Here is a 19,133-nt window from a genome sequence, read left to right on the forward strand (position 1 = left end):
TAAAATTGCGTAAACCGGGGGTGGGCAATGAACAGAACGTTGGTGGGTGCTTTGGGCGCGCTGATGCTGGTGGCAGCGGGCGTTTTCTGGTGGCAAGGCCACGCTGCCGTGCAGAAAAACCCGGCGCTGGCCGCCGTCCCCAGCAGCGCACCGTCAGCAGAGGCGAGCGAGGACGATACCCTGCCCACCGCCGATGGTGACGGCTTGCAGGGACCAGCCCTGCCGCATGCCAGCGAGGCGAGCCGCGAGCAGCGCCGCTTCGACCGGTTCGACAAGGACCGCGATGGCCGCATCACCCGCAACGAACTGCTGGCCCCACGGGCCAAGGATTTCCGCAAGCTGGATGTCGACGGCAACAACCTGCTCAGCTTTGACGAATGGGCGGTGAGCACCGAGAACAAGTTCAAGAGCGCCGATGCCAACGGCGATGGCGCGTTGACCCGTGCCGAATTCGTCACCACCAAGCAGAAAACCAAGAAGGCGGCCTGCGCCTGCAAGTGATCAGGCCAGCGAGTGTAACACCGGCTCCAGTCCATCGAGCAGAACGCCAGGCCGATCGCGCTGCGGCAGGTCGCTGGCCGATTTCATCAGGCCGGTGGTTAGGCCCACGGCCATGGCGCCAGCGCCGTTGGCCATGCGCATTTCGAGGGCGGGATCATCGCCCACCACCACCATCGCGCCCGCGGCGCTGCGCGGCAGGCCCATGATCTGGCGGGCCACGTCAAAGGCCACGCGCGATGGCTTGCCCAGGATGCGCGCTCGCTTGCCGGTCATTGCCGTGAGCATCGCATTGATGGCAAAGCTCGATCCAATCGCGCGGCCCGTGGCCGTGGCAAAGAATGGTACGTTGCTGGCGGTAAACAGCCGCGCCCCGTGCCACAGCGAATCGCAGCCGGCCTCAAGCGCGGCAAAATCGAACTCGCGGAACCATCCGGTATAGACTGCATCGACGCGCTCTGCCGGTTCCGACGGATCGATCACGTCAAGCCCGATCGCCCGCAGCGGCGCGGCGCAGCCGGCATTGCCCAGCACCCGCACCCGCCGCAACCCCTGCGCGGCAAACCACGCGGCGGCCGATGCCGATGGCGTGAGCATCTGCGCATCGTCTACCGGAAATCCTGCATTGCGCAGCGATGCGGCATAGTCGGCCGGCGCCTTGGCCGTGCCATTGGTGAAGATCACATACGGCGTGCCGCGCTGGCGCAGCCGTTCCAGCAGGGCCACGGCATGGGGCAGGGCCTTGTGTCCGCCGCTCTTGGCGTCGCCCAGGGCAATCGTGCCATCCATGTCGAAGATGAAGCCGGCGGCATCGCGCAGACGCGCCGCGTGATCGGGGGAAAGGACGGTCACAGGCTGGCTCCGGCATGAAGGGCGAGGCGAAAGCCGGGGCGTTCGACCACCAGGTTGCGTGCGTCGGGCTTGGCCGCCAATTGCCGCAGCAGGCTGAGTAGCGGCGCGGCCTCGGGCGTGTAGGTGGCGCGCGAGGGGCCGGCGGCCAGCATGGCATCGACCTGATCGGCGGGCATGACCGCGCGCAGCAGGAATTCCTCGTCCGGCAGGCCCTGGCCAAACTGGCGGCGCAGGTCGGCCAGGGTGGGAAACGCCGGCTCCCGCTCCAGTTCGCGCGCACGTGGCCGGTCCATGATCGTGGCCAGCACCGCCGGATCGATCGGCGAGGTGGGCTTGCCGAACTTGCCTAGGCAATAGCGGATCACCTGGTCTGAAACCTGGGCATAGCGATGGCTGCCGATCACATTGAACAGCGCCTGGTTCATGACCATCTGCGGAAACGGCGTGACCATGATGGGATAGCCCAGTTCGGCGCGCACTTGCCCGGTTTCGGCAATCACGGCCTCCATCCGGTCGGCCAGGCCCAGTTCGGCCAGTTGCCGCGCCGTGGTCGTCATCACCCCGCCGGCGATCTGGTGGCGCAGGAAACTGGCATCGAAATTCTGCGGCGCGCCCGGCGGCAGGCCTTCGGCCAGAGCCACGCGCTGCCAATAGCGAGTCAGGCGCGTGAGCGCGTTCCGGTCGATCTCCACGCTGTGGCCGGCATCCTCAAGGTTGGCGAGCATGCGGTTCGCCTCGGGCAGCGATGAGCCATCGCCACCCGGGCCAACGCCCACATGCACGGCGCTGATGTCCAGGCGCGCTGCCTCCAGGCTGGAAAGCATGCCCTGGCCGATCGTGGTATGGGCGTGGATTTCCAGCGGCTTGGCGCCGATCACGGCCTTGACCGCCGGCACCAGCGTGCGCACCCGGTCCACCGACAACAGCCCGCCCGGGTCCTTGATATAGAACAGGTCGATATCGGGGCATTGCGCCAAGGCGCGGGCGAAATCGGCGTAGAACGCGTCGGTATGGATCGAAGACAGCGTGAAGGTGAGCGCGGCCATGACCTGCGCCCCGCCTTCCTGCTTTACCAGCCGCGCCGCTTCGATCACGGCTGGCACCTCGTGCATCGGATCGAGCAGCACGAAGCGGCCCACGCCATTGGCCTGCAGCGTGCGATAGACCACCGCCATGAAATCGGGATCGGCCTGCTGCCAGGCGATGAAACGCAGGCCCGTGGTGATGAACTGCAACGGCGTGGTCGGCATAGCGGCGGCCATGCGCCGCAGCCGTTCCCACGGGTTGTTGCGGAAATAGCGGACAGCCACGGCCATGTGGCTGGATGAAGTGAAATCCACCGCGGCAAAGCCACAGGCCTGCGTAAGCGACGCGGCCTGGAGCATGTGCGCGGTGTGCAGGCCGGTGGCGCCCCACAGGCTCTGGTTGCCGTCGCGCATGGTCACATCGACAAGCCGGATCGCGGTCATGGATTGGATCCTGTAAGATTGAGGCCGGCAAGAAAGCCGGTGTCCACCCCGCCGGCGACAAAGCGCGGATCGGCCAGGATGCGGCGATGAAGCGGCGCCGTGGTCGGCAGCCCGTCGATGCGCAGGTGCTGGAGTGCCGCCGCCATGCGCGCCACGGCTTGTTCGCGCGTGGGACCATGAACGATCAGCTTGCCCAGCAGCGAATCATAGAATGGTGGAACCTCGCCGCCGTTGGCGATGTGGCTGTCCACCCGGACGCCCGGCCCGGCTGGCCAGGCCGCGCGAGCAACCACGCCGGGCGCCGGGCGGAAATCGGCGTCGGGATCTTCGGCATTGACGCGCACCTCGATCGCGTGGCCATGGGGCCGCACCATGGCCTGGGTCAGCCGCAGGGGATGGCCCATCGCCACGAGCAACTGCTGTTCCACCAGATCGACGCCGGTGATCGCCTCGGTCACCGGATGCTCCACCTGGATGCGGGCATTAAGCTCCAGGAAGTAGAACGAGAAATCGTCGGCATCGACGAGAAATTCGGCCGTGCCCGCGCCGCGATAGGCGATGTGACGGGCCAGGCGCACGGCCGCATCCTCGATGGCGGCGCGGGCGGCTGCGGGCATGGCCGGGGCAGGGGCTTCCTCCACCAGTTTCTGAAACCGGCGCTGGATCGAACAGTCGCGGGTGCCCAGGTGAATGGCATGCGTGCCATCGCCCAGGATCTGCACCTCGACATGGCGTCCGCGCGCGACGAACCGTTCGACATAGACCGCAGGGTTGCCAAACGATGCCTGCGCCTCGGCCCGCGCCATGGCCAGCGCGGCATCGAGGTCTTCGGCGCGGTCCACCCGGCGCATGCCCTTGCCGCCGCCGCCCGCCACCGCCTTGAGCAGCAGGGGATAGCCGGTTTCCTGGGCGCGGGCGGTCACATCTTGCGCCGTCTCCGCCGGACCGCCGGGCAGCACGGGAAGCCCGGCCGCCAGCGCGAGTGCCCGCGCAGCCAGCTTGTCGCCCATGCCTTCCAGCGTCTGCACGGCCGGGCCGACGAAGATCATCCTGGCCTGGGCCACCGCGCGGGCAAACGCCGCGTTTTCAGAGAGGAAGCCATAGCCAGGGTGCACCGCGTCGCAGCCATGCTCCACCGCCGCTGCCACCACCCGGTCGATCGCCAGATAGCTTTGCGGCGAAGGACCGGGGCCCAGCACCGCCGTGGCACCAGCCAGGCGCGCCGGGAGAGAGGTGCTGTCTGCTTCCGAGACGCCAAGGACGGTCGCAATCCCCATGGCATGGGCGGTGCGCAGCACGCGCAAGGCGATCTCGCCGCGATTGGCGATGAACAGGCGTTTGATCGTCATGACGGATGCTTTCAGGTTAGGCGCACGAGCGGGGTGCCCTTGGCCACGAGTGCGCCGTTGGCGGCCAGTACGGCTACAACGGTTCCCGCGCGCCCGGCATGGACCGGGTTCATCAGCTTCATGGTTTCGACGATACCCACCACCGTATCGGGCATAATGGCGTCTCCCACAGCGACGAACGGCGGCGCGCCGGGCTGTGGCGCATGATAGAACGTGCCGGGCAGCGGGCTGGCGATCAGGTCGGGATCGGCCGCCGCTTCGCCGGCTGTCTCGGCGCTGGCCGGGCCAGCACCCGCCGATCCATCGCCCGCCCATTGCCATTCCTGGGTCAGGCCGCCATCGCCGCCACCGTCCTGGTCTGCCCCGCGTGACACGCGCAGGCGAAAGCGGCGGGTGGAAAGATCAAGCTCGCGATAGCCCGAATGCGCCAGGATCTCGGCAATCTCGGCCACATCTTCGGCGGTCAATGGCAGGTCTGGAGTCATCTTGGTCCCTTTGGACGGATCAGGCCACGCACGCCGGCGCGTCGGCCAGCAGCGCCCGCGCCGTGGCGATCACGGCATCGGAAAAGGCTTCATCGTTGAAGTGCGCGTCCACGGCGGTGACGGGCACATGCGGCGGCATCACCTCGCGCAGGTATTGCGCAAAGGGGCCGGGCACCGATCGGTCCATGATGTGGCCGGCGGGGCTGTCATGGTTGGAAAAGCCGTGCAGCGGCGTGATCACGCGGACCGGCCCCTGCGCATCGCGCACATTGGCGGCCAGGTGATCGGCCAGCTTGCGCAGGTCCTCGATCGTGGTGCGTACGGCGGTCAGCTGCGGATTGTGTTCGTGATAGCTCCGGCCAGGAAACTGCGCGCGCGCCGCGTCGATCGGTCCGGCGATGATGAAATCGGCATTGCCCGGCGCCAGGATCGTGGGAATGCCGCGCGCCAGGGCCGCCTTGCCGCGATCCGGGCCGCTGTCGGCCAATCCCCCCATCAGGTGATCGAGGATTTCGGTCTGCGACAGATCGAGCACCAGGGCCACGTCCTTGGCCTGGGCCAGGCCATCCAGCGTTGGCCCGCCCGCGCCAGAGGAATGGAACACCATCACTTCGCAGCCATCGCGCTCCAGCGCCTCGCGGATGCGACGCACAGACGCTTCGGTCGTGCCCAGCGTGGTGATCAGCACCAGCGGCTTTTCGGCCGGGGCGTTGCGATCATAACCCCGCGCCATGCCGGCAACGGCGCGCGCGGCGTTGCCAAAGACATCGCGGCTGATGGTGTTGAGGCCAGAGATATCGGTCACCGCGTTCATCATCGCGATGTCCTTGATGCCCATGTAGGGCTTGGTGAAACCCGAGGCCATGGTCGAGACGATCAGCTTGGGCAGGCCATAGGGAAACGTCTGCATCAGCGCGCCGGCCAGGGCCGAACCCATCGAACCGCCGATGGCAAGGATGCCGGAAATCGGCTCGCGCGCATCCCAGGCGTGGGCGGCGGCGATCGCGCCCTTGATCATGGCCGCCTGGCATTTGCCCTCGTGGCCCAGGGCGCGCACCCTCGGCATGGTCATGCCGGCTGCGGCGGCGACGTCTTCCGGCGCAATTTCCGCGCCGCCCAGGGTGCGCCGGACGCTGGGATCGAGGTGCACCACGCGCACGCCTGCCGCTTCCAGCGCGGCACGGGTGAAGCGGGCCTCTTCCTCCTTGGTATCCTGCGTAATGACAAGCAGCACGCTGGGCGCTGTGGCGCCTTGGCTCTGGGTCATGGTCGGTTCTCTCCCTTGGCCTTGATGTTGCGCCAATGGATTTGACTTTGCCACCGGCTGCGCCATTCTTCCGTTTCACAAGATGAAACCATAACGAGCCGCAGCAGCGGTCGGGAGACAGGATGCAGGATCGGAAGGTGAAGACCGTCCGCGCGTTGGAGCGTGGCCTGGATGTCTTGCTGCAGGTGCAGGCCCGCCGCGCGGCCAGCCTGCACGAAATGCATGTGGCGCTGGGCCTGCCCAAGGCGACGTTGCTGCGCATGCTGCAGACGCTGGGCCAGAAAGGGCTGATATGGCAGCGGCTTGCCGACGGTGCCTATCTGCCCCACGTCGATGCCCGGGCGCGTTCGCAGGCGCTGACGCTGGAGCATGTCGCCGAGGTGGCCTCGCCCTGGCTCAAGGCACTGTCGACGCGCGTCTCGTGGCCATCGGTGCTCGCCATGCCGCGCCTCGATCACATGGAGATCGTGGAAACTAACAGCCCGCTGTTCCGACTCGATTCGGCCACGCTCGGCCCGGTTGGCGTCAAGCTTTCCTATATCCACACCGCCACCGGGCGGGCCTATCTCGCCGCCTGCCGCGAGGAAGAGCGCGAGGCGATCATCACCCGCCTGCGCCCTCGCAACCCGCAAGAAGGTAGCGAAGCCGATCTGCGCGCGATCCTGGCTGAAACACGCTCTCGCGGCTATGCTGCGCGCGAGCCGCTGCACCCATGGCCGGATCGGTCGAGGCAACTGGTGCTGCGCGACGGGCGCCGATCGATGGCGGTGCCGATCCTGCTGGATGGTGCGCCGGTGGCCTCGATCAACATCACCTGGCCGGCCAAGCGCGGCACCGATGATGCGGTCATGCTGCGCCATCTGGGTGCGCTCAAGCATACTGCGCGCGAAATCGCCATGGCGATCGAACGCGCGGCCTTGGCGGCGGAGGGGCGGGCGCCAAGCGGCGCGATCATGGCCCAGTTTACCGCAGCGAGCGCGAAACGCGTTTCACCTGGTGAAAATAGTTAGTCTAGCTGATTAATTTGCCCGTCGCCTGTGCCATGATTGGCAACAAGGCGTAAGAAGCAGACCATATGCCATGGGGGAGATGGACGGCTATATGCGGCAATGGCTTATCCGCAAGGGCGCGCAATCGCTTGACGACATGGCGCTGGTCAACGTGCCGGAGCCGCAGCCTGGCCCTGGCGAAGTGGCGGTACGCGTGCGGGCCTGCTCGCTCAACTATCGCGATCAGTTGATCCCGCTGGGCCACTATTTCGGCGGCGCAGTCGATCGTGACACCGTGCCGCTGTCTGACGGCGCGGGAGAGATCGTGGCGGTGGGGGAAGGGGTGACTGGCCTGGCCGTGGGTGACCGCGTCGCTGGCCTGTTTTTCCAGAACTGGGACGATGGACCGCCCAATCCCGGTTCCGGTCCCGCGCTCGGCGCGCCGCCCGCCACCGGCATGCTCCAGGATGTGGTGGTGCTGCCCGCCCACGGCGTGGTGCCCATCGCCGCCAGCCTGTCGTTCGAGGAAGCGGCCTGCCTGCCCTGCGCCGGGGTCACGGCCTGGCATGCCTTGATGGAAGGGCCAAGGCCGGTCGGGCCGGGGCGTTCGGTGCTGGTGCTGGGCACCGGCGGGGTTTCGCTGCTCGCCGCACAGATCGCGCTGGCGGCCGGGGCGCGGGTGATCGCCACGTCATCGTCCGATGAAAAGCTGGAGCGGGTGCGTGCCATGGGCGTGCACGAAACGATCAATTATCGCACCACGCCCGATTGGGGCGTGCGCGCGGCAGAGCTTGCCGGCGGCGGGGTGGACCATGTCGTCGAAGTCGGCGGTGCCGGCACCCTGGCGCAAAGCATCCAGGCGGTCGGCTTTGCTGGTGAGATCGCGCTGATCGGCGTCTTGACCCGCAGTGGCGATACCAGCCCGCATGGGCTGATGATCAAGGGCGCCAGCCTGCGCGGCATCTTCGTCGGCTCGGCCGGCATGGCGCGCCGGCTGCACCAGTTCATCGATGCCCACAGCATCAAGCCGGTGATCGATCGCCGCTTTGCCATGGAGCAGGCACGCGAGGCCTGGGAGTATCAGGCATCGGCAGGGTTGTTTGGCAAGGTCGTGATCACGGTGTGATCGCCGGCCCTGGGCCAGAGCAGGCGTGACGCGGCCCGATAGCGGCCGGCACGCCAAGGGAAGAGGATGCGCGCATGGTGCGACGTCGGGTTTCCGGCGGTGGGCGCGTGCGCAAGGGGAAAGGACAAGCCGTTGGACCAGCTTACGTCTGCCGTCACACCGGCCGCCACGCTCGGCTATGGCCAGCCGATCGGCGGAATTTGCCAGACTGCGTTCGTGGTGCGCGATATCAACGCCGCGATCGACCACTTCATCCGCGATTGCGGGGCAGGGCCATTTTTCCTGCTACCCCATTTCCTCACCGAGGGGCAGGTCTATCGCGGCACGCCGTCCACCGCAGACGTGGCGATCGCCATGGGTTTTGCCGGGCACATGCAGATCGAATTGATCCAGCCGCTCGATGATAACCCGTCGGTCTATCGCGAAACGATCGAGGCGCGCGGCCATGGCTTCCACCACGTTGGCATTGCCTGCCGCGATGTCGATGCGGCGCTACCCGGCTACCTGCAACGCGGCTATACCATGGCCTTTCGCGCCCCGGTGCCCACGGGGGGCGCTGTCGCCTATCTCGAAGGGGGGCATGATGGCGCGCCGGGCTTTGTCGAACTGATCCCCGCCACGCCCGACATGGACCGCCATTTCACTGCGATGTGGCAGGCATCGCGCGGGTGGGACGGCAGCGATCCGGTAAGGCCCTTCCTGTGAGCGGGCGGGCCCACGCGCCAGCGCGCGCCAGCAGCGGCTATCAGGTCTGGGTGACCGGTCTGCTCAGCCTCAATTTCGGCATCCTGTTCTTCGATCGCAACGCGCTCAACTTTCTCATGCCGTTCGTCCAGCCCGATCTGGGCCTGTCGAACACGCAGGTTGGGCTGTTTTCCTCGGCCCTCTCGCTCACCTGGGCCTTGTCGGGCTTTGTCGTGGGGCGCGTTTCGGATCGGCTTGGCGCGCAAAAGGCCGTGGTGGTGGTCGCCACCTTGGCGTTTTGCCTGTGCTCGGTGGTGTCGGGCTTTGCCACTTCGTTTCTCATGCTGCTTGGCGCCCGCCTGCTGATGGGCGCGGCCGAAGGCGGGGTCATGCCCGTCAGCCATGCCATGATCGTGGGCGAGGTATCGCCGGAACGGCGGGGCATGGCGATGGGCGTGGCCCAGAACCTGGGCTCCAATCTGCTCGGCTCGGGGCTCGCGCCGATCCTGCTGGTGCCACTGGCGGTCGCCTATGGCTGGCGTGAGGGGTTCTATCTGGCGGCGGCGCCAGGCGTGATTACTGCGGCGCTGATCTGGTTCACCCTACGTGAACCTCCTGCGGTTGAGCATCATGACGATGCGCCGCGCGTGACGCTACGCGCCGCGTTTGCCCACCGCAACGTGTTGCTGTGTGCGTTGATCGCGATCCTGCTGGTGTCCTATCTGGTGGTGTGCTGGGCGTTCATGCCGCTGTTTCTCACCAAGGGGCGCGGGTTCGATCCGGGCACGATGGGCTGGCTCATGGCCACGCTGGGCATTTCGGCGGGGATCGGCAGCTTTGCCGTGCCGGCGCTGTCCGATGCCATTGGCCGCCGCCCGGTGATGATCGCCTTTTCGTTCCTGGGTGCGATCCTGCCGCTGGGCGCCATCTACTATGGTGGCTCGGCCTGGCTCTTGGGCGCCATCTTCTTCTTTGGCTGGGCGCTCAACGGCCTGTTCCCGATGTTCATGGCCACGATCCCGGCCGAAAGCGTCGACCCGCGGCTGACCGCCACCCTGACCGGCGTGGTCATGGGCATCGGCGAAGTGCTGGGCGGGGTGCTCAGCCCGTTTCTGGCCGGCTTCCTGGCCGACGCCTATGGCTTGGCTGCGCCGGTGTGGCTGATGCTCGTGCTGTGCCTGGCGGCCGGTGTGCTGGCGCTGGGCCTTGAGGAAAGCGCACCACGCGTGCTCGCGCGGCGGGCGGCATCGGGCCGCCATCCCGTAACACCGGGGGTCGTGCCAAGCGCCTGATCTTGTTCTCGTTGGGGGAGTTCACGCCGATGAATGCCGTGCAACGCTACGCCACCGATGCCATCGCGCCCGACCAGCGCCTGTCGTATTGGAATGATCTGGTCGATCGCATCTATTCCGGCACCTATGTGAAAACCCAGGGCCGCGATTTCGTGGGCGAAATGTGGTCATGGACGGTGGGTGACCTTGCCATGATCCGCCCGCGCTCGACCGCCTCATTCGTGGGGCGGCAGGGTGATCAGGCCACGACCGAGCGGTTGATCCTGCACCTGCAATGCCGCGGCCGCAGTTTGCATCGCCAGGGGCAGGCGGAAAGCCTGCTCGAAGCCGGCGATTTCGTGATTGGATCGCCGCACCAGTCCTACACGCTCGATCTTTCCGCGCATGAACTGCTGGTGGTGGAGTTCCCGCGCGCGCCGCTCGCCGAACGCGTGCCCGGCCTCGATGACATGCTCAGCCGCCGCCTGTGCGGGGCCAGTCCGGGCGGCCGGGTATTCCACGATTTCCTGCGCTCGCTGTGGCACCAGGGCGATCAAAGCGGGCAGGACATGGCCTGGCAGCAGGGCGTGAGTGCCGTGTTCTATGACCTCGCCGCGCTCGCCATGCGCGGCGCCACCCATCCTGAAGAGCGCGTGACCGATCATGCCCTGCGCGACAAGGTGGTGGCGCTGGTCGATGCTCATCTGGGCGATCCGGCGCTGCGCACGCAGACCCTCGCTGATGCCTGCCACACCTCGGTCCGCACGGTGCAGAACGTGTTTGCCATGATGGGCACCACGCCCAGCGCCTATATCCTCGAGCGGCGCCTGCAGCGCGCGGCCGATCGCATTACCGGCAGCCCTGGCGCCAGCATCACGCAGATCGCATTCGAAATGGGATTTAACGACAGCGCCTATTTCGCGCGCTGTTTTCGCCAGCGCTTTGGCGTGGCGCCGCGCGAATGGCGCGCCGGCAATTGAACCTTGCCGGCTGAATTGTTCGGGCGCGCTGAATTTTTCGGGGTGGTTGCGCCAGAATCCTGATCGGCTTGCGCACCAATGCAAGCGCAGATCACCCCGAACACCTACCATCGTCCACAGCGGATCGGATGTCAGGGGAATCCGGGCACAACCCGCATCGAAAAAAGGGAGAGAGACCATGAAGTTCGCACCGGTATCGGTGGGCGCACTGGCCATTGCACTGGCCAGCCCGGCGATGGCGCAGGAAGCGCCGCAAGGCCAGGCCACGCCACAGGCAGAGGCGCAGAGCGGCAACGGGGGCATCCAGGAAATCGTCGTGACCGCGCAAAAACGCGCCGAAAACGTCCAGGATGTGCCGATCGCCATCAGTGCTTTCACCGCATCGGCCCTGCAGGAGCGCGCGGTGACCAGCGTTTCCTCGCTTTCGAACATCGCGCCCAACGTCACGCTTGATGCCGGCACGCCGTTTTCGGGGTCGAGCCAGGTGCTAGCGGCCTATATCCGCGGCATCGGCGCCAACGATTTCGCCTTCAACATCGATCCGGGCGTGGGCATCTATCTCGACGGCGTCTATCTTGCCCGCTCGGTCGGCGCGAACCAGGACCTGCCCGATGTCGAGCGCGTCGAAGTGCTCAAGGGGCCGCAGGGCACGCTGTTCGGCCGCAACACCATCGGTGGCGCCATCTCGATCGTGACGCATGATCCGGGCGATACGTTCCGCTTTGTTGGCAGCGCGATGACCGGCAGCTACAGCCTGTTCAGCGCCAAGGGCACGGTCGACATGCCGCTGGCCGACAAGCTGTCCTCGTCCTTGAGCTTTGCGATCACCAAGCGCGATGGCTACCTGCATCGCATTCCCTATCCGGGCGCCAACAACTATGCGTTCGATCCGATCACCTCGCTCAAGGCGGCTGGCTATGGCAACCAGGGCTACGGCACCGAAGGGGGCGACAATACCTGGAACCTGCGCGGGAAGATCCGCTACAACGGCGCCACGTTCCGCGCGACGCTGACCGGGGATTACAGCCGCACCGATACCTCGCAGATCGCCAACAAGGTGATCACCACCTTCCCGGCGGTGTTTGCCGGCACCTATAACTGCGCAATCGCCGGCAATCCCACCACCACCGTGGGCGGCGTTACCGGCCCGTGCGACAGCTTCATCGGCGGGCCGCCCTCGGCCGCCTATCTCTATCGCCGCGGCGGGCTCAACTCGATCCTCGATCTGCCCGCTATCTATGGCGTCAACACCGACAACAATCCTGACAACAACCGGCTGCCCTATGACAATCGGTTCGTCACCAACAACATCGATACGTCCTATGCCAACGGCAACAACTTCAACAAGTTGAAGCAGGGCGGCGCCGCGCTGACGCTGGATTTCGATCTGTCTGACACGGCCTCGATCAAGTCGATCACGGCCTATCGCGAATTGCACTGGGTGGTGGGCATGGACCTTGACGGTTCGCCGCTCAACTTCCTCCACACCAGCTTCTCGATGAACCAGAAGCAGTTCAGCCAGGAACTGCAACTCACTGGCACGGCTGTGGACAAGAAGCTCAAGTATGTGCTCGGCGCCTATTACTTCACCGAAAGCGGTGACCTGCACGACTATGTGACCTTTGCCGAAGGCCTGCTGCAGGTTGACGGGCCCAACAACCTCTCGACCAAGAACTATGCGTTCTATGGCCAGGTCGACTACGCCCTGTCAGACCTGATCGCCTTTACCGTGGGTGGCCGCTATACCCACGAAAAGAAGGAGTTCGAAGGCTTCCAGTCTGATGCCAACGGCTTGAACTACAAGCTGGCGAACTATTTTGGCGATCCCAACTGCGCCTCACTCAATCCCATTAGCGATGCGTGCCGCGTGGACAACGGCTTCCCCAATGCCGGGCAGCCGCTGCGCTATTACGTTGCCGGTGTGCAGCACAAGACCTTCTCCAACTTCTCGCCCAAGGTCGGCGTGCAACTGCACCCCACGCAGGACATCATGGTCTATGCCAGCTGGTCCAAGGGATACAAGACCGGCGGCTGGACCACGCGCCTGTCCAACCCCTTGCCCTATGCGCCGGGCTTTGGCCCGGAAAAGGCCGAAACCTGGGAAGCGGGGATCAAGTCTGAACTGCTCGATCGGCATCTCCAGATCAACGGCGCGGTGTTCCTCACCAACTACAATGGCATCCAGCTCAACTTCCAGCAGGGGGTTTCGCCCACCATCCAGAATGCCGGTGATGCGCGGATCAAGGGCTTTGAAGTGGAACTGGTGGCAGCGCCGGCGCGCGGCCTGACCATCACCGGTTCGCTCGGCTATACCGATGCCAAGTACACCAGCGTCGATGGCCCGGCGCAGGTTGCGCCTTCTGCGCTCCAGGCCGGGGTCTTTGCCGGGGCCACGCTGCCCAAGACTCCCAAGTGGAAATTCAACGTGTCGCCCCGCTATCAGGCCGATCTGGGCAGCCACGGCACCCTGGTGTTCCTTGGCGACGTCACCTTCACCAGCATGATGAAGAACGACACCGAAGGCACCTTCCTGCTCGACCGGCAGCATACCACGGTGCTCAACGGCTCGATCACCTATCGTGCGCCGGGCGGTAGCTGGGAGCTTACGGCCGGCGGCACCAACCTGACCAACGAACGCTATCTCACCACCGGCCAGGCACAGCTGGCCGGCGGCCAGATCTACGGCACTTATAGCCGCCCGGCCGAATGGTATGCGCGCGTTGGCGTGAAGTTCTGACGCAACAAAGCCGGGCGGCGCGGGTCCCCGCGCTGCCCGGCTCCTCCCCTGGAGAACGATAATGCCCGAAGCCCCCCACGCCGAATTCTGGAAAGACATCAAGCCGGTAGAGAAAGTCTTCCGCGATGGTGGCCTGCCCGAAGTCTATATGCCCAAGATTGCCGAAGGCGATGAACGCTATTGGGTGCCGATCAGTGAAACCGTGTTTTCCAAGCCGGTGTGGATCAGCCCATCGAAAAACATGTGGGCCGACGTGCTGATGAGCAAGCAGGCCGGCCTGGTTAACCGCCACTATCACCCACATCCGATCTGGGCCTATACCATCAGCGGCAAGTGGGCCTATCTCGAACATTCCTGGACGGCCACCGCCGGCGATTTCATCTATGAAACCCCGGGCGAGAGCCACACCCTGGTATGCTATGAACACGAAGACCCGATGAAGGTGTTCTTCGTCGTGTCGGGCCCGCTGATGTGGCTCGACGAGGCCGGCAACACCATCGGCCATTACGACGTGTTCGATTATATCGCCGCCGCCCGCGCGCATTATGCCGCTGTCGGCATCGGCGCCGATTACGTCGACACCCTGATCCGCTGACCCCCGGAGATCCCCCCATGACCGTGATGACAGCCCCGCCGTCGAACAAGGCGGAAATCGTCGACGTGAAATTCCCGCACAAGGCCCTGGTCGAACGGCTCAGCCCCGGCGGCCGCTATATCGACGCCGCCACCGACGTGGACAGCCCATGGGTGCCGTTCGGCGATAGCGCGGCGATCAAGCACCTGGCGTTCGACGTGCGCCAGAATCTGTTTTCCAACATCCTGTGGGTCAAGGGACCAGGCGTGATCGGCACCCATTTCCATCGCGGCACGATCACCATGGTCTGCCTGGAAGGATCGGTACGCTATCTCGAATACGATTGGGTGGCAACGCCGGGGGGCCTGATCCTGGAAACGCCGGGCGAAAGCCACACGCTGGTGACCGATCACCCGCAGGGCTGCAAGCTGTTCGGCTGGATGCAGGGACCGATCGATTTCTACGATGACCAGGCCAATCTGGTCGATACCGCCGACGTCTGGTGGTTCATCAACCACTACGAGACGCACTGCCGCGAGCACGGCCTTGCGATCAATCCCAAGCTCTATCTCTGACAAAGGCAAACGCCATGGCCAGCAGCATGAAGGCGCCGCCCTCATCCGCCTATGAAATCGTCTCGGTGCCCGAACTCTATGGTGACCTGATCCGCGCGCGCGGGGTGGAAGGCACCTATGTCGGCGCGGGAGAGGCGGAAAGCCCGTGGGTTCCGTTCGGTGACAACGCCGCGATCCGCCACCTGGCGTTCGACGTGCGCGAAAACATCTATGTCAACATCCTGTGGATCAAGGGCCCCGGCGTGATCGGCACGCACAAGCACCGGGGCAAGGTGTGGGCGATCGGGCTGGAAGGCTCGTTCCGCTATCTCGAATACGATTGGGTGTGCAAGCCGGGTGAATTCATCACCGAAACCCCCGGCACCGCCCACACCCTGGTGACCGATGATCCGCAGGGGATGAAGGCGCTGTTTCACATGCAGGGCGCCAACGAGTTCTTCGATGCCCAGGGCAACCACGTGGAAACGCTCGATGTGTGGTGGTTCATGAACCACTATGAAAGCTACTGCCGCGAACACGGTATCCCGATCAACAAGCAACTCTATCTGTGAGCAGCGGGGCAGCGTGATGCCGGCGCCGGCGCTTTCCATCCCCGTTCTGGCCGGTCCGCCGCGCGGTACGTATCTGCGCCATTGCTGGTACGTGGCCGGGTGGGCCGATGACCTGGGCAGCGATCCGATCGATCGGGTCTTCCTGGAAGAGCCGGTTGCCTTGTTTCGCGACGAGGCGGGCGTCGCCCATGCCGTGGGTGGACGCTGCCCCCATCGCTTTGCCCCGCTGGGGCAGGGCAGGGTGATCGATGGCGCGCTCGCGTGCCCCTATCACGGGTTGCGCTTTGATGGCGCGGGCGCCTGCGTGCACAATCCCCATCCTGGCGGGCAGCTGCCCGCCACACGCTTGCCGGTCTATCCGCTGGTCGAGCGCCATGGCCTGCTGTGGACCTGGATGGGCGAGGCGGAACGCGCCGATACCGCGCTGATCCCGGATTTTTCCTGGCTGGTCGATCCCGCCTGGGCGGTGGTGCGCGGCGCCACCCGTGCCGAAGGGCATTACGAACTCTACAGCGACAATATCCTCGATCTCAGCCATGCCAACTTCGTCCACCCCGCGCTGGTCGCCCGCGCCTTTACCGAAGGAGAGCGGCGCTTCTGGCAGGATGGCGAAACGGTGCATGCCGAATATGTCCGCCTGAATGACACACTTTCCGATGGCATCGGCGCCATGCTGGGCCGCGTGGGGCAGGCGCAGGATTTCTATGGCGAGGTGATCTGGCACGCACCGGCGGTCTTGCGTTTCGACTATATTGCCGGGCCGCCCGGCACACCGCGTGAGCAATGCACGCTGCTGCCCTCGCTCCATGCCTTTACCCCCGAAACGCCCGATACCACGCACTATATCTGGGCGACGGGGCGCGATTTCGCGCTGGGCGATGCGGCGTTTTCGCAAGGCATGCAGGCCGCGCTCGAACATGCCTTCGAACGCGAGGACATGCCGATCATCCGCGATAGCCACCGCCTGATGCGTGGGGCCGATTTCTGGGCGTTGAAGCCCCTGGTGCTGGGCGGCGATGGCGGCGGCATCCGCGCCCGTCGCCTGCTGCAGCGCCTGATCGCACGCGAGCAGGGCACCACCCTGCCGCAAGACACCGAAGCCACCGTCTGAAAGGCGGGGCATCCCCCCAATCGGAGAGGAACACCATGGCCATTATCGATCGTTTCAGCATCACCGGGCGCAGCGCGCTGGTTACCGGGGCTGCCAGCGGCATTGGCCTTGCCTATGCCCAGGCCATGGCCGAAGGCGGCGCGGCCGTCACCCTGGCAGACATCGATCTGCCCGGTGCAGAGCGCGAAGCCGCCCTGCTGCGCGAGGCGGGGCACGACGCCCGCGCCGTCCATTGCGATGTATCCAGCTTTGATGCGGTGGCCGCCGCCTTTGACGACCATGCCAGCGCGTTCGGCGGCCTGGATATCTGCTTTGCCAATGCCGGGATCGATGCCGGCGCCGGCTTCTGGAACCCGGCGGGCCATCGCAACCCGGAAGGCCAGGTCGATACTTATGATCCGGCGCGCTGGGACAAGTCGATCGCGGTCAACCTCAACGGCGTATTCTACACCATTTCCAACGCTGTGCGGATCATGAAACAACCCGGCCGCGCCAACGGGCGCAGCGGCGGCTCGATCATCTGCACCGCATCCAACGCCGGCCTGGTGACAGAGCCGATCGTGGGCCTGCCCTATATGCCGGCCAAGGCCGGGGTGCTGCACATGGTCCGTGCGCTGGGGCTGGAACTGGCCGAGTTCCGCATCCGCGTGAACGCCATCGCGCCTGGCCCGTTCGTGACCAACATCGGCGGCGGCTGGCTCAAGAAAGACCCGGTGGCGCGCGCCGCCTGGGATGCCATCGTGCCGCTGGGCAAGTTGGCCGAGACTGAGCAGATCAAGCCGCTCGCGCTGCTGCTCGCTTCAGATGCGTCTGACTATATGACCGGCAGCCACGTGGTGATCGATGGTGGCATGATGCTGGGCAAGTACCAGTAATGCGCGCGGTGGTGATGCAGGGGCTGCACCGGCCCCTGGCGCTGGAAACCGTGCCCGACCCCGTGCCAGAGGCGGGCGACCTGGTGGTGCGGGTGGGCCGCTGCGGCATTTGCGGATCGGATCTGCACATGACCGAAGACCCCGCCTATGGCCAGGGCGCCGGCTCTATCCTCGGGCATGAGTTCGCCGGCGAAGTGGTGGCTATGGGCCGTGATGTCTCCGGTTGGCGCGTGGGCGATCGCGTGGCGGTCAGCCCGTTGAAAAGCTGCGGCGATTGCCCGGCCTGCCGCGCCGGAGAGGTACAATGGTGCACCGCGTTTGGCCTGCAGGGTGGCGGCTATGCCGAATATGCGCTCACCCGGCCCAACCAATGCGTGCGCCTGCCGCAGACCGCCAGCCTGGCCGATGGCGCGATTATCGAGCCACTGGCCGTGGCGCTGCATGGCATCGGCCTGTCTGGCCTGCGCCGGGGAGACAAGGTGCTGGTGCTGGGCGCCGGGCCGATTGGCCTTGCCGTGGCATTCTGGGCGCGGCAGCACGGGGCCGGGCGCGTGGTGGTGCAGGATATCGCCCCGTGGCAGCGGGATCGTGCGCTTGCCATGGGCGCGCACGAGTTCGTGGTGGCGGCCGATGATCCGGTGGCCGCAGCCCAGCGCGCATTGGGTGGCCCTGCCGATCTGGTGTTCGAATGCGTCGGCGTGCCCGGCCTGATCGCGCAAGGGGTGGAAACCGCGCGCAACCGCGGCACCATCGTGTTGCTGGGGCTGTGCACGCGGCCCGACACGCTCAACACCTTTGCCATGCTGTCAAAGGAAGTGCGGTTGATCACCTCTGCCTTCTTCACGCGGCAGGAATACGAAGCCGCGCTCGACGCGCTCGATCGTGGCCTCGCCGAACCGCGCCTGCTGGTAACCGATACCATCGCCCTGGCGCAGACGCCCGACGTGTTCGAAAGCCTGCGCCACCGCACCCATCAGTGCAAGGTGCTGATCGCGCCGGGTGATCAGGACTGATCGGCCGCCGCGATGAACGCGCGCAACAATGCCGGGCCGTCGGGCGTGTCAGCATTGGCGGCGCGCAGGGCGGGCACGGAAAAGCCGGCGCGGGCAATGGCATCGGCATAGACGTCATAGCTGCCGGCCATGATCGCGGCGTCGAATTCGGGGTGAAACTGCACGCCCCAGGCGCGCGGGGCATAGCGCACGGCGTGGTGCGGGTCGTGGCCGCTGGTGGCCAGGACCTGTGCCCCTTGCGGCAAGGCCAGCACCGACTGGAAATGGAAAACCATCTGTCGCGCCACCTGCGGCAGCGCAGCAAACAGCGCGTCCTGCGCGCCGGCTGGGGTGCGGGCCACGTCTACCCCACCAAACATCGCACCGCGCGGATTGTCGTCCACCACCCCGCCCAGGGCATGGGCCAGCAACTGGTGGCCAAAGCACACGCCCAGGATCGGCGCGCCTTGCGCCATGGCATCGCGCGCCCAGGCGGCGGTGCGCTCGATCCATGGGTGACCATCGGTGACCATGTCGATCGCGCCGGTAATGATCGTGCCGCGCACCTCTGCTGGATCGGGCAGCGGCTCGTCCTGATAGACCTTGATCGCCACGATCTCGTCACGCGGCACCCCGCAGCCGGCGCTGAACCAGGCGACCTCGTCCCCGTGCACGGCGCAGGTGGCGGGCATGTCGTCATACGAGGTTGCTGGCTGGATGATCAGCAGTGGCTTGGGCACGATCGGTT

General features: G+C 65.9%; 19 protein-coding genes. 13 read left to right on the forward strand and 6 right to left on the reverse strand.

The window, feature by feature from the left end:
- Nucleotides 1–27 precede the first annotated feature (27 nt).
- On the forward strand, nt 28–501 hold the full coding sequence (locus SCA01S_RS03455; RefSeq protein ID WP_062782867.1) for an EF-hand domain-containing protein: 474 nt from the start codon (nt 28–30) through the stop codon (nt 499–501).
- On the opposite strand, the gene SCA01S_RS03460 is transcribed toward SCA01S_RS03455, so the two are convergent.
- From SCA01S_RS03460 to SCA01S_RS03480, 5 genes are read right to left on the reverse strand one after another with little or no spacing between them, the layout of a single operon-like run.
- Entirely contained in the window at nt 502–1,350 is an 849-nt protein-coding gene (locus SCA01S_RS03460; protein WP_245652425.1) for an HAD-IIA family hydrolase, read from the reverse strand.
- Nucleotides 1,347–2,819 (reverse strand): biotin carboxyl carrier protein, encoded by a 1,473-nt coding sequence (locus SCA01S_RS03465; protein ID WP_062782870.1) that lies wholly within the window; start codon nt 2,817–2,819, stop codon nt 1,347–1,349. The genes SCA01S_RS03460 and SCA01S_RS03465 overlap by 4 nt, the downstream gene beginning before the upstream one ends.
- A complete protein-coding gene (locus SCA01S_RS03470) occupies nt 2,816–4,168 on the reverse strand; it encodes an acetyl-CoA carboxylase biotin carboxylase subunit (RefSeq protein ID WP_062782874.1) in 1,353 nt (450 codons plus the stop codon). The genes SCA01S_RS03465 and SCA01S_RS03470 overlap by 4 nt, the downstream gene beginning before the upstream one ends.
- An 11-nt stretch (nt 4,169–4,179) precedes the next feature.
- Entirely contained in the window at nt 4,180–4,653 is a 474-nt protein-coding gene (locus SCA01S_RS03475; RefSeq protein ID WP_028658389.1) for an acetyl-CoA carboxylase biotin carboxyl carrier protein, read from the reverse strand.
- A gap of 19 nt (nt 4,654–4,672) precedes the next feature.
- The gene (locus SCA01S_RS03480) at nt 4,673–5,920 is read right to left on the reverse strand and encodes a Tm-1-like ATP-binding domain-containing protein (protein WP_062782877.1); all 1,248 of its coding nucleotides are present in this window, start codon (nt 5,918–5,920) and stop codon (nt 4,673–4,675) included.
- Nucleotides 5,921–6,057: 137 nt separating this feature from the next.
- Here SCA01S_RS03480 and SCA01S_RS03485 point away from each other — a divergent pair, with 137 nt between their 5' ends.
- The 12 genes from SCA01S_RS03485 (at nt 6,058) to SCA01S_RS03540 (ending at nt 18,406) form a co-directional block, all read left to right on the forward strand.
- Complete coding sequence (locus tag SCA01S_RS03485) at nt 6,058–6,930, forward strand: IclR family transcriptional regulator domain-containing protein (RefSeq protein WP_245652426.1); 873 nt, start codon at nt 6,058–6,060, stop codon at nt 6,928–6,930.
- Nucleotides 6,931–7,000: 70 nt separating this feature from the next.
- The gene (locus tag SCA01S_RS03490) at nt 7,001–8,035 is read left to right on the forward strand and encodes a zinc-dependent alcohol dehydrogenase family protein (protein WP_245652427.1); all 1,035 of its coding nucleotides are present in this window, start codon (nt 7,001–7,003) and stop codon (nt 8,033–8,035) included.
- Between the two features lie 132 nt (nt 8,036–8,167).
- Nucleotides 8,168–8,740: a VOC family protein gene (locus SCA01S_RS03495; RefSeq protein ID WP_022678279.1), complete on the forward strand. Its 573-nt coding sequence runs from the start codon at nt 8,168–8,170 to the stop codon at nt 8,738–8,740.
- A complete protein-coding gene (locus SCA01S_RS03500; protein ID WP_062782880.1) occupies nt 8,737–10,011 on the forward strand; it encodes an MFS transporter in 1,275 nt (424 codons plus the stop codon). Before SCA01S_RS03495 ends, SCA01S_RS03500 begins: the two co-directional genes overlap by 4 nt.
- A gap of 29 nt (nt 10,012–10,040) precedes the next feature.
- Entirely contained in the window at nt 10,041–10,970 is a 930-nt protein-coding gene (locus SCA01S_RS03505) for a helix-turn-helix domain-containing protein (RefSeq protein ID WP_062782881.1), read from the forward strand.
- A 178-nt stretch (nt 10,971–11,148) separates the two neighbouring features.
- Nucleotides 11,149–13,707, forward strand: coding sequence for a TonB-dependent receptor (locus SCA01S_RS03510; RefSeq protein ID WP_062782882.1), 2,559 nt, complete (start codon nt 11,149–11,151; stop codon nt 13,705–13,707).
- A gap of 61 nt (nt 13,708–13,768) precedes the next feature.
- On the forward strand, nt 13,769–14,302 hold the full coding sequence (locus SCA01S_RS03515; protein WP_062782883.1) for a 2,4'-dihydroxyacetophenone dioxygenase family protein: 534 nt from the start codon (nt 13,769–13,771) through the stop codon (nt 14,300–14,302).
- A gap of 17 nt (nt 14,303–14,319) precedes the next feature.
- Entirely contained in the window at nt 14,320–14,856 is a 537-nt protein-coding gene (locus SCA01S_RS03520; protein WP_062782886.1) for a 2,4'-dihydroxyacetophenone dioxygenase family protein, read from the forward strand.
- A 14-nt stretch (nt 14,857–14,870) separates the two neighbouring features.
- Nucleotides 14,871–15,407 (forward strand): 2,4'-dihydroxyacetophenone dioxygenase family protein, encoded by a 537-nt coding sequence (locus SCA01S_RS03525; protein WP_062782889.1) that lies wholly within the window; start codon nt 14,871–14,873, stop codon nt 15,405–15,407.
- Between the two features lie 16 nt (nt 15,408–15,423).
- A complete protein-coding gene (locus SCA01S_RS03530) occupies nt 15,424–16,518 on the forward strand; it encodes a Rieske 2Fe-2S domain-containing protein (RefSeq protein WP_062782892.1) in 1,095 nt (364 codons plus the stop codon).
- Between the two features lie 35 nt (nt 16,519–16,553).
- Nucleotides 16,554–17,393, forward strand: coding sequence for an SDR family NAD(P)-dependent oxidoreductase (locus SCA01S_RS03535; protein WP_062782895.1), 840 nt, complete (start codon nt 16,554–16,556; stop codon nt 17,391–17,393).
- Complete coding sequence (locus SCA01S_RS03540) at nt 17,393–18,406, forward strand: alcohol dehydrogenase catalytic domain-containing protein (protein WP_062782899.1); 1,014 nt, start codon at nt 17,393–17,395, stop codon at nt 18,404–18,406. The genes SCA01S_RS03535 and SCA01S_RS03540 overlap by 1 nt, the downstream gene beginning before the upstream one ends.
- Here the strand turns inward: SCA01S_RS03540 and SCA01S_RS03545 are convergent.
- A complete protein-coding gene (locus SCA01S_RS03545; RefSeq protein ID WP_062782902.1) occupies nt 18,397–19,125 on the reverse strand; it encodes a glutamine amidotransferase in 729 nt (242 codons plus the stop codon). The genes SCA01S_RS03540 and SCA01S_RS03545 overlap by 10 nt on opposite strands.
- Nucleotides 19,126–19,133 lie beyond the last annotated feature (8 nt).

The sequence above is a fragment of the Novosphingobium capsulatum NBRC 12533 genome, from assembly GCF_001598375.1.
Taxonomy (GTDB): Bacteria; Pseudomonadota; Alphaproteobacteria; order Sphingomonadales; family Sphingomonadaceae; genus Novosphingobium; species Novosphingobium capsulatum.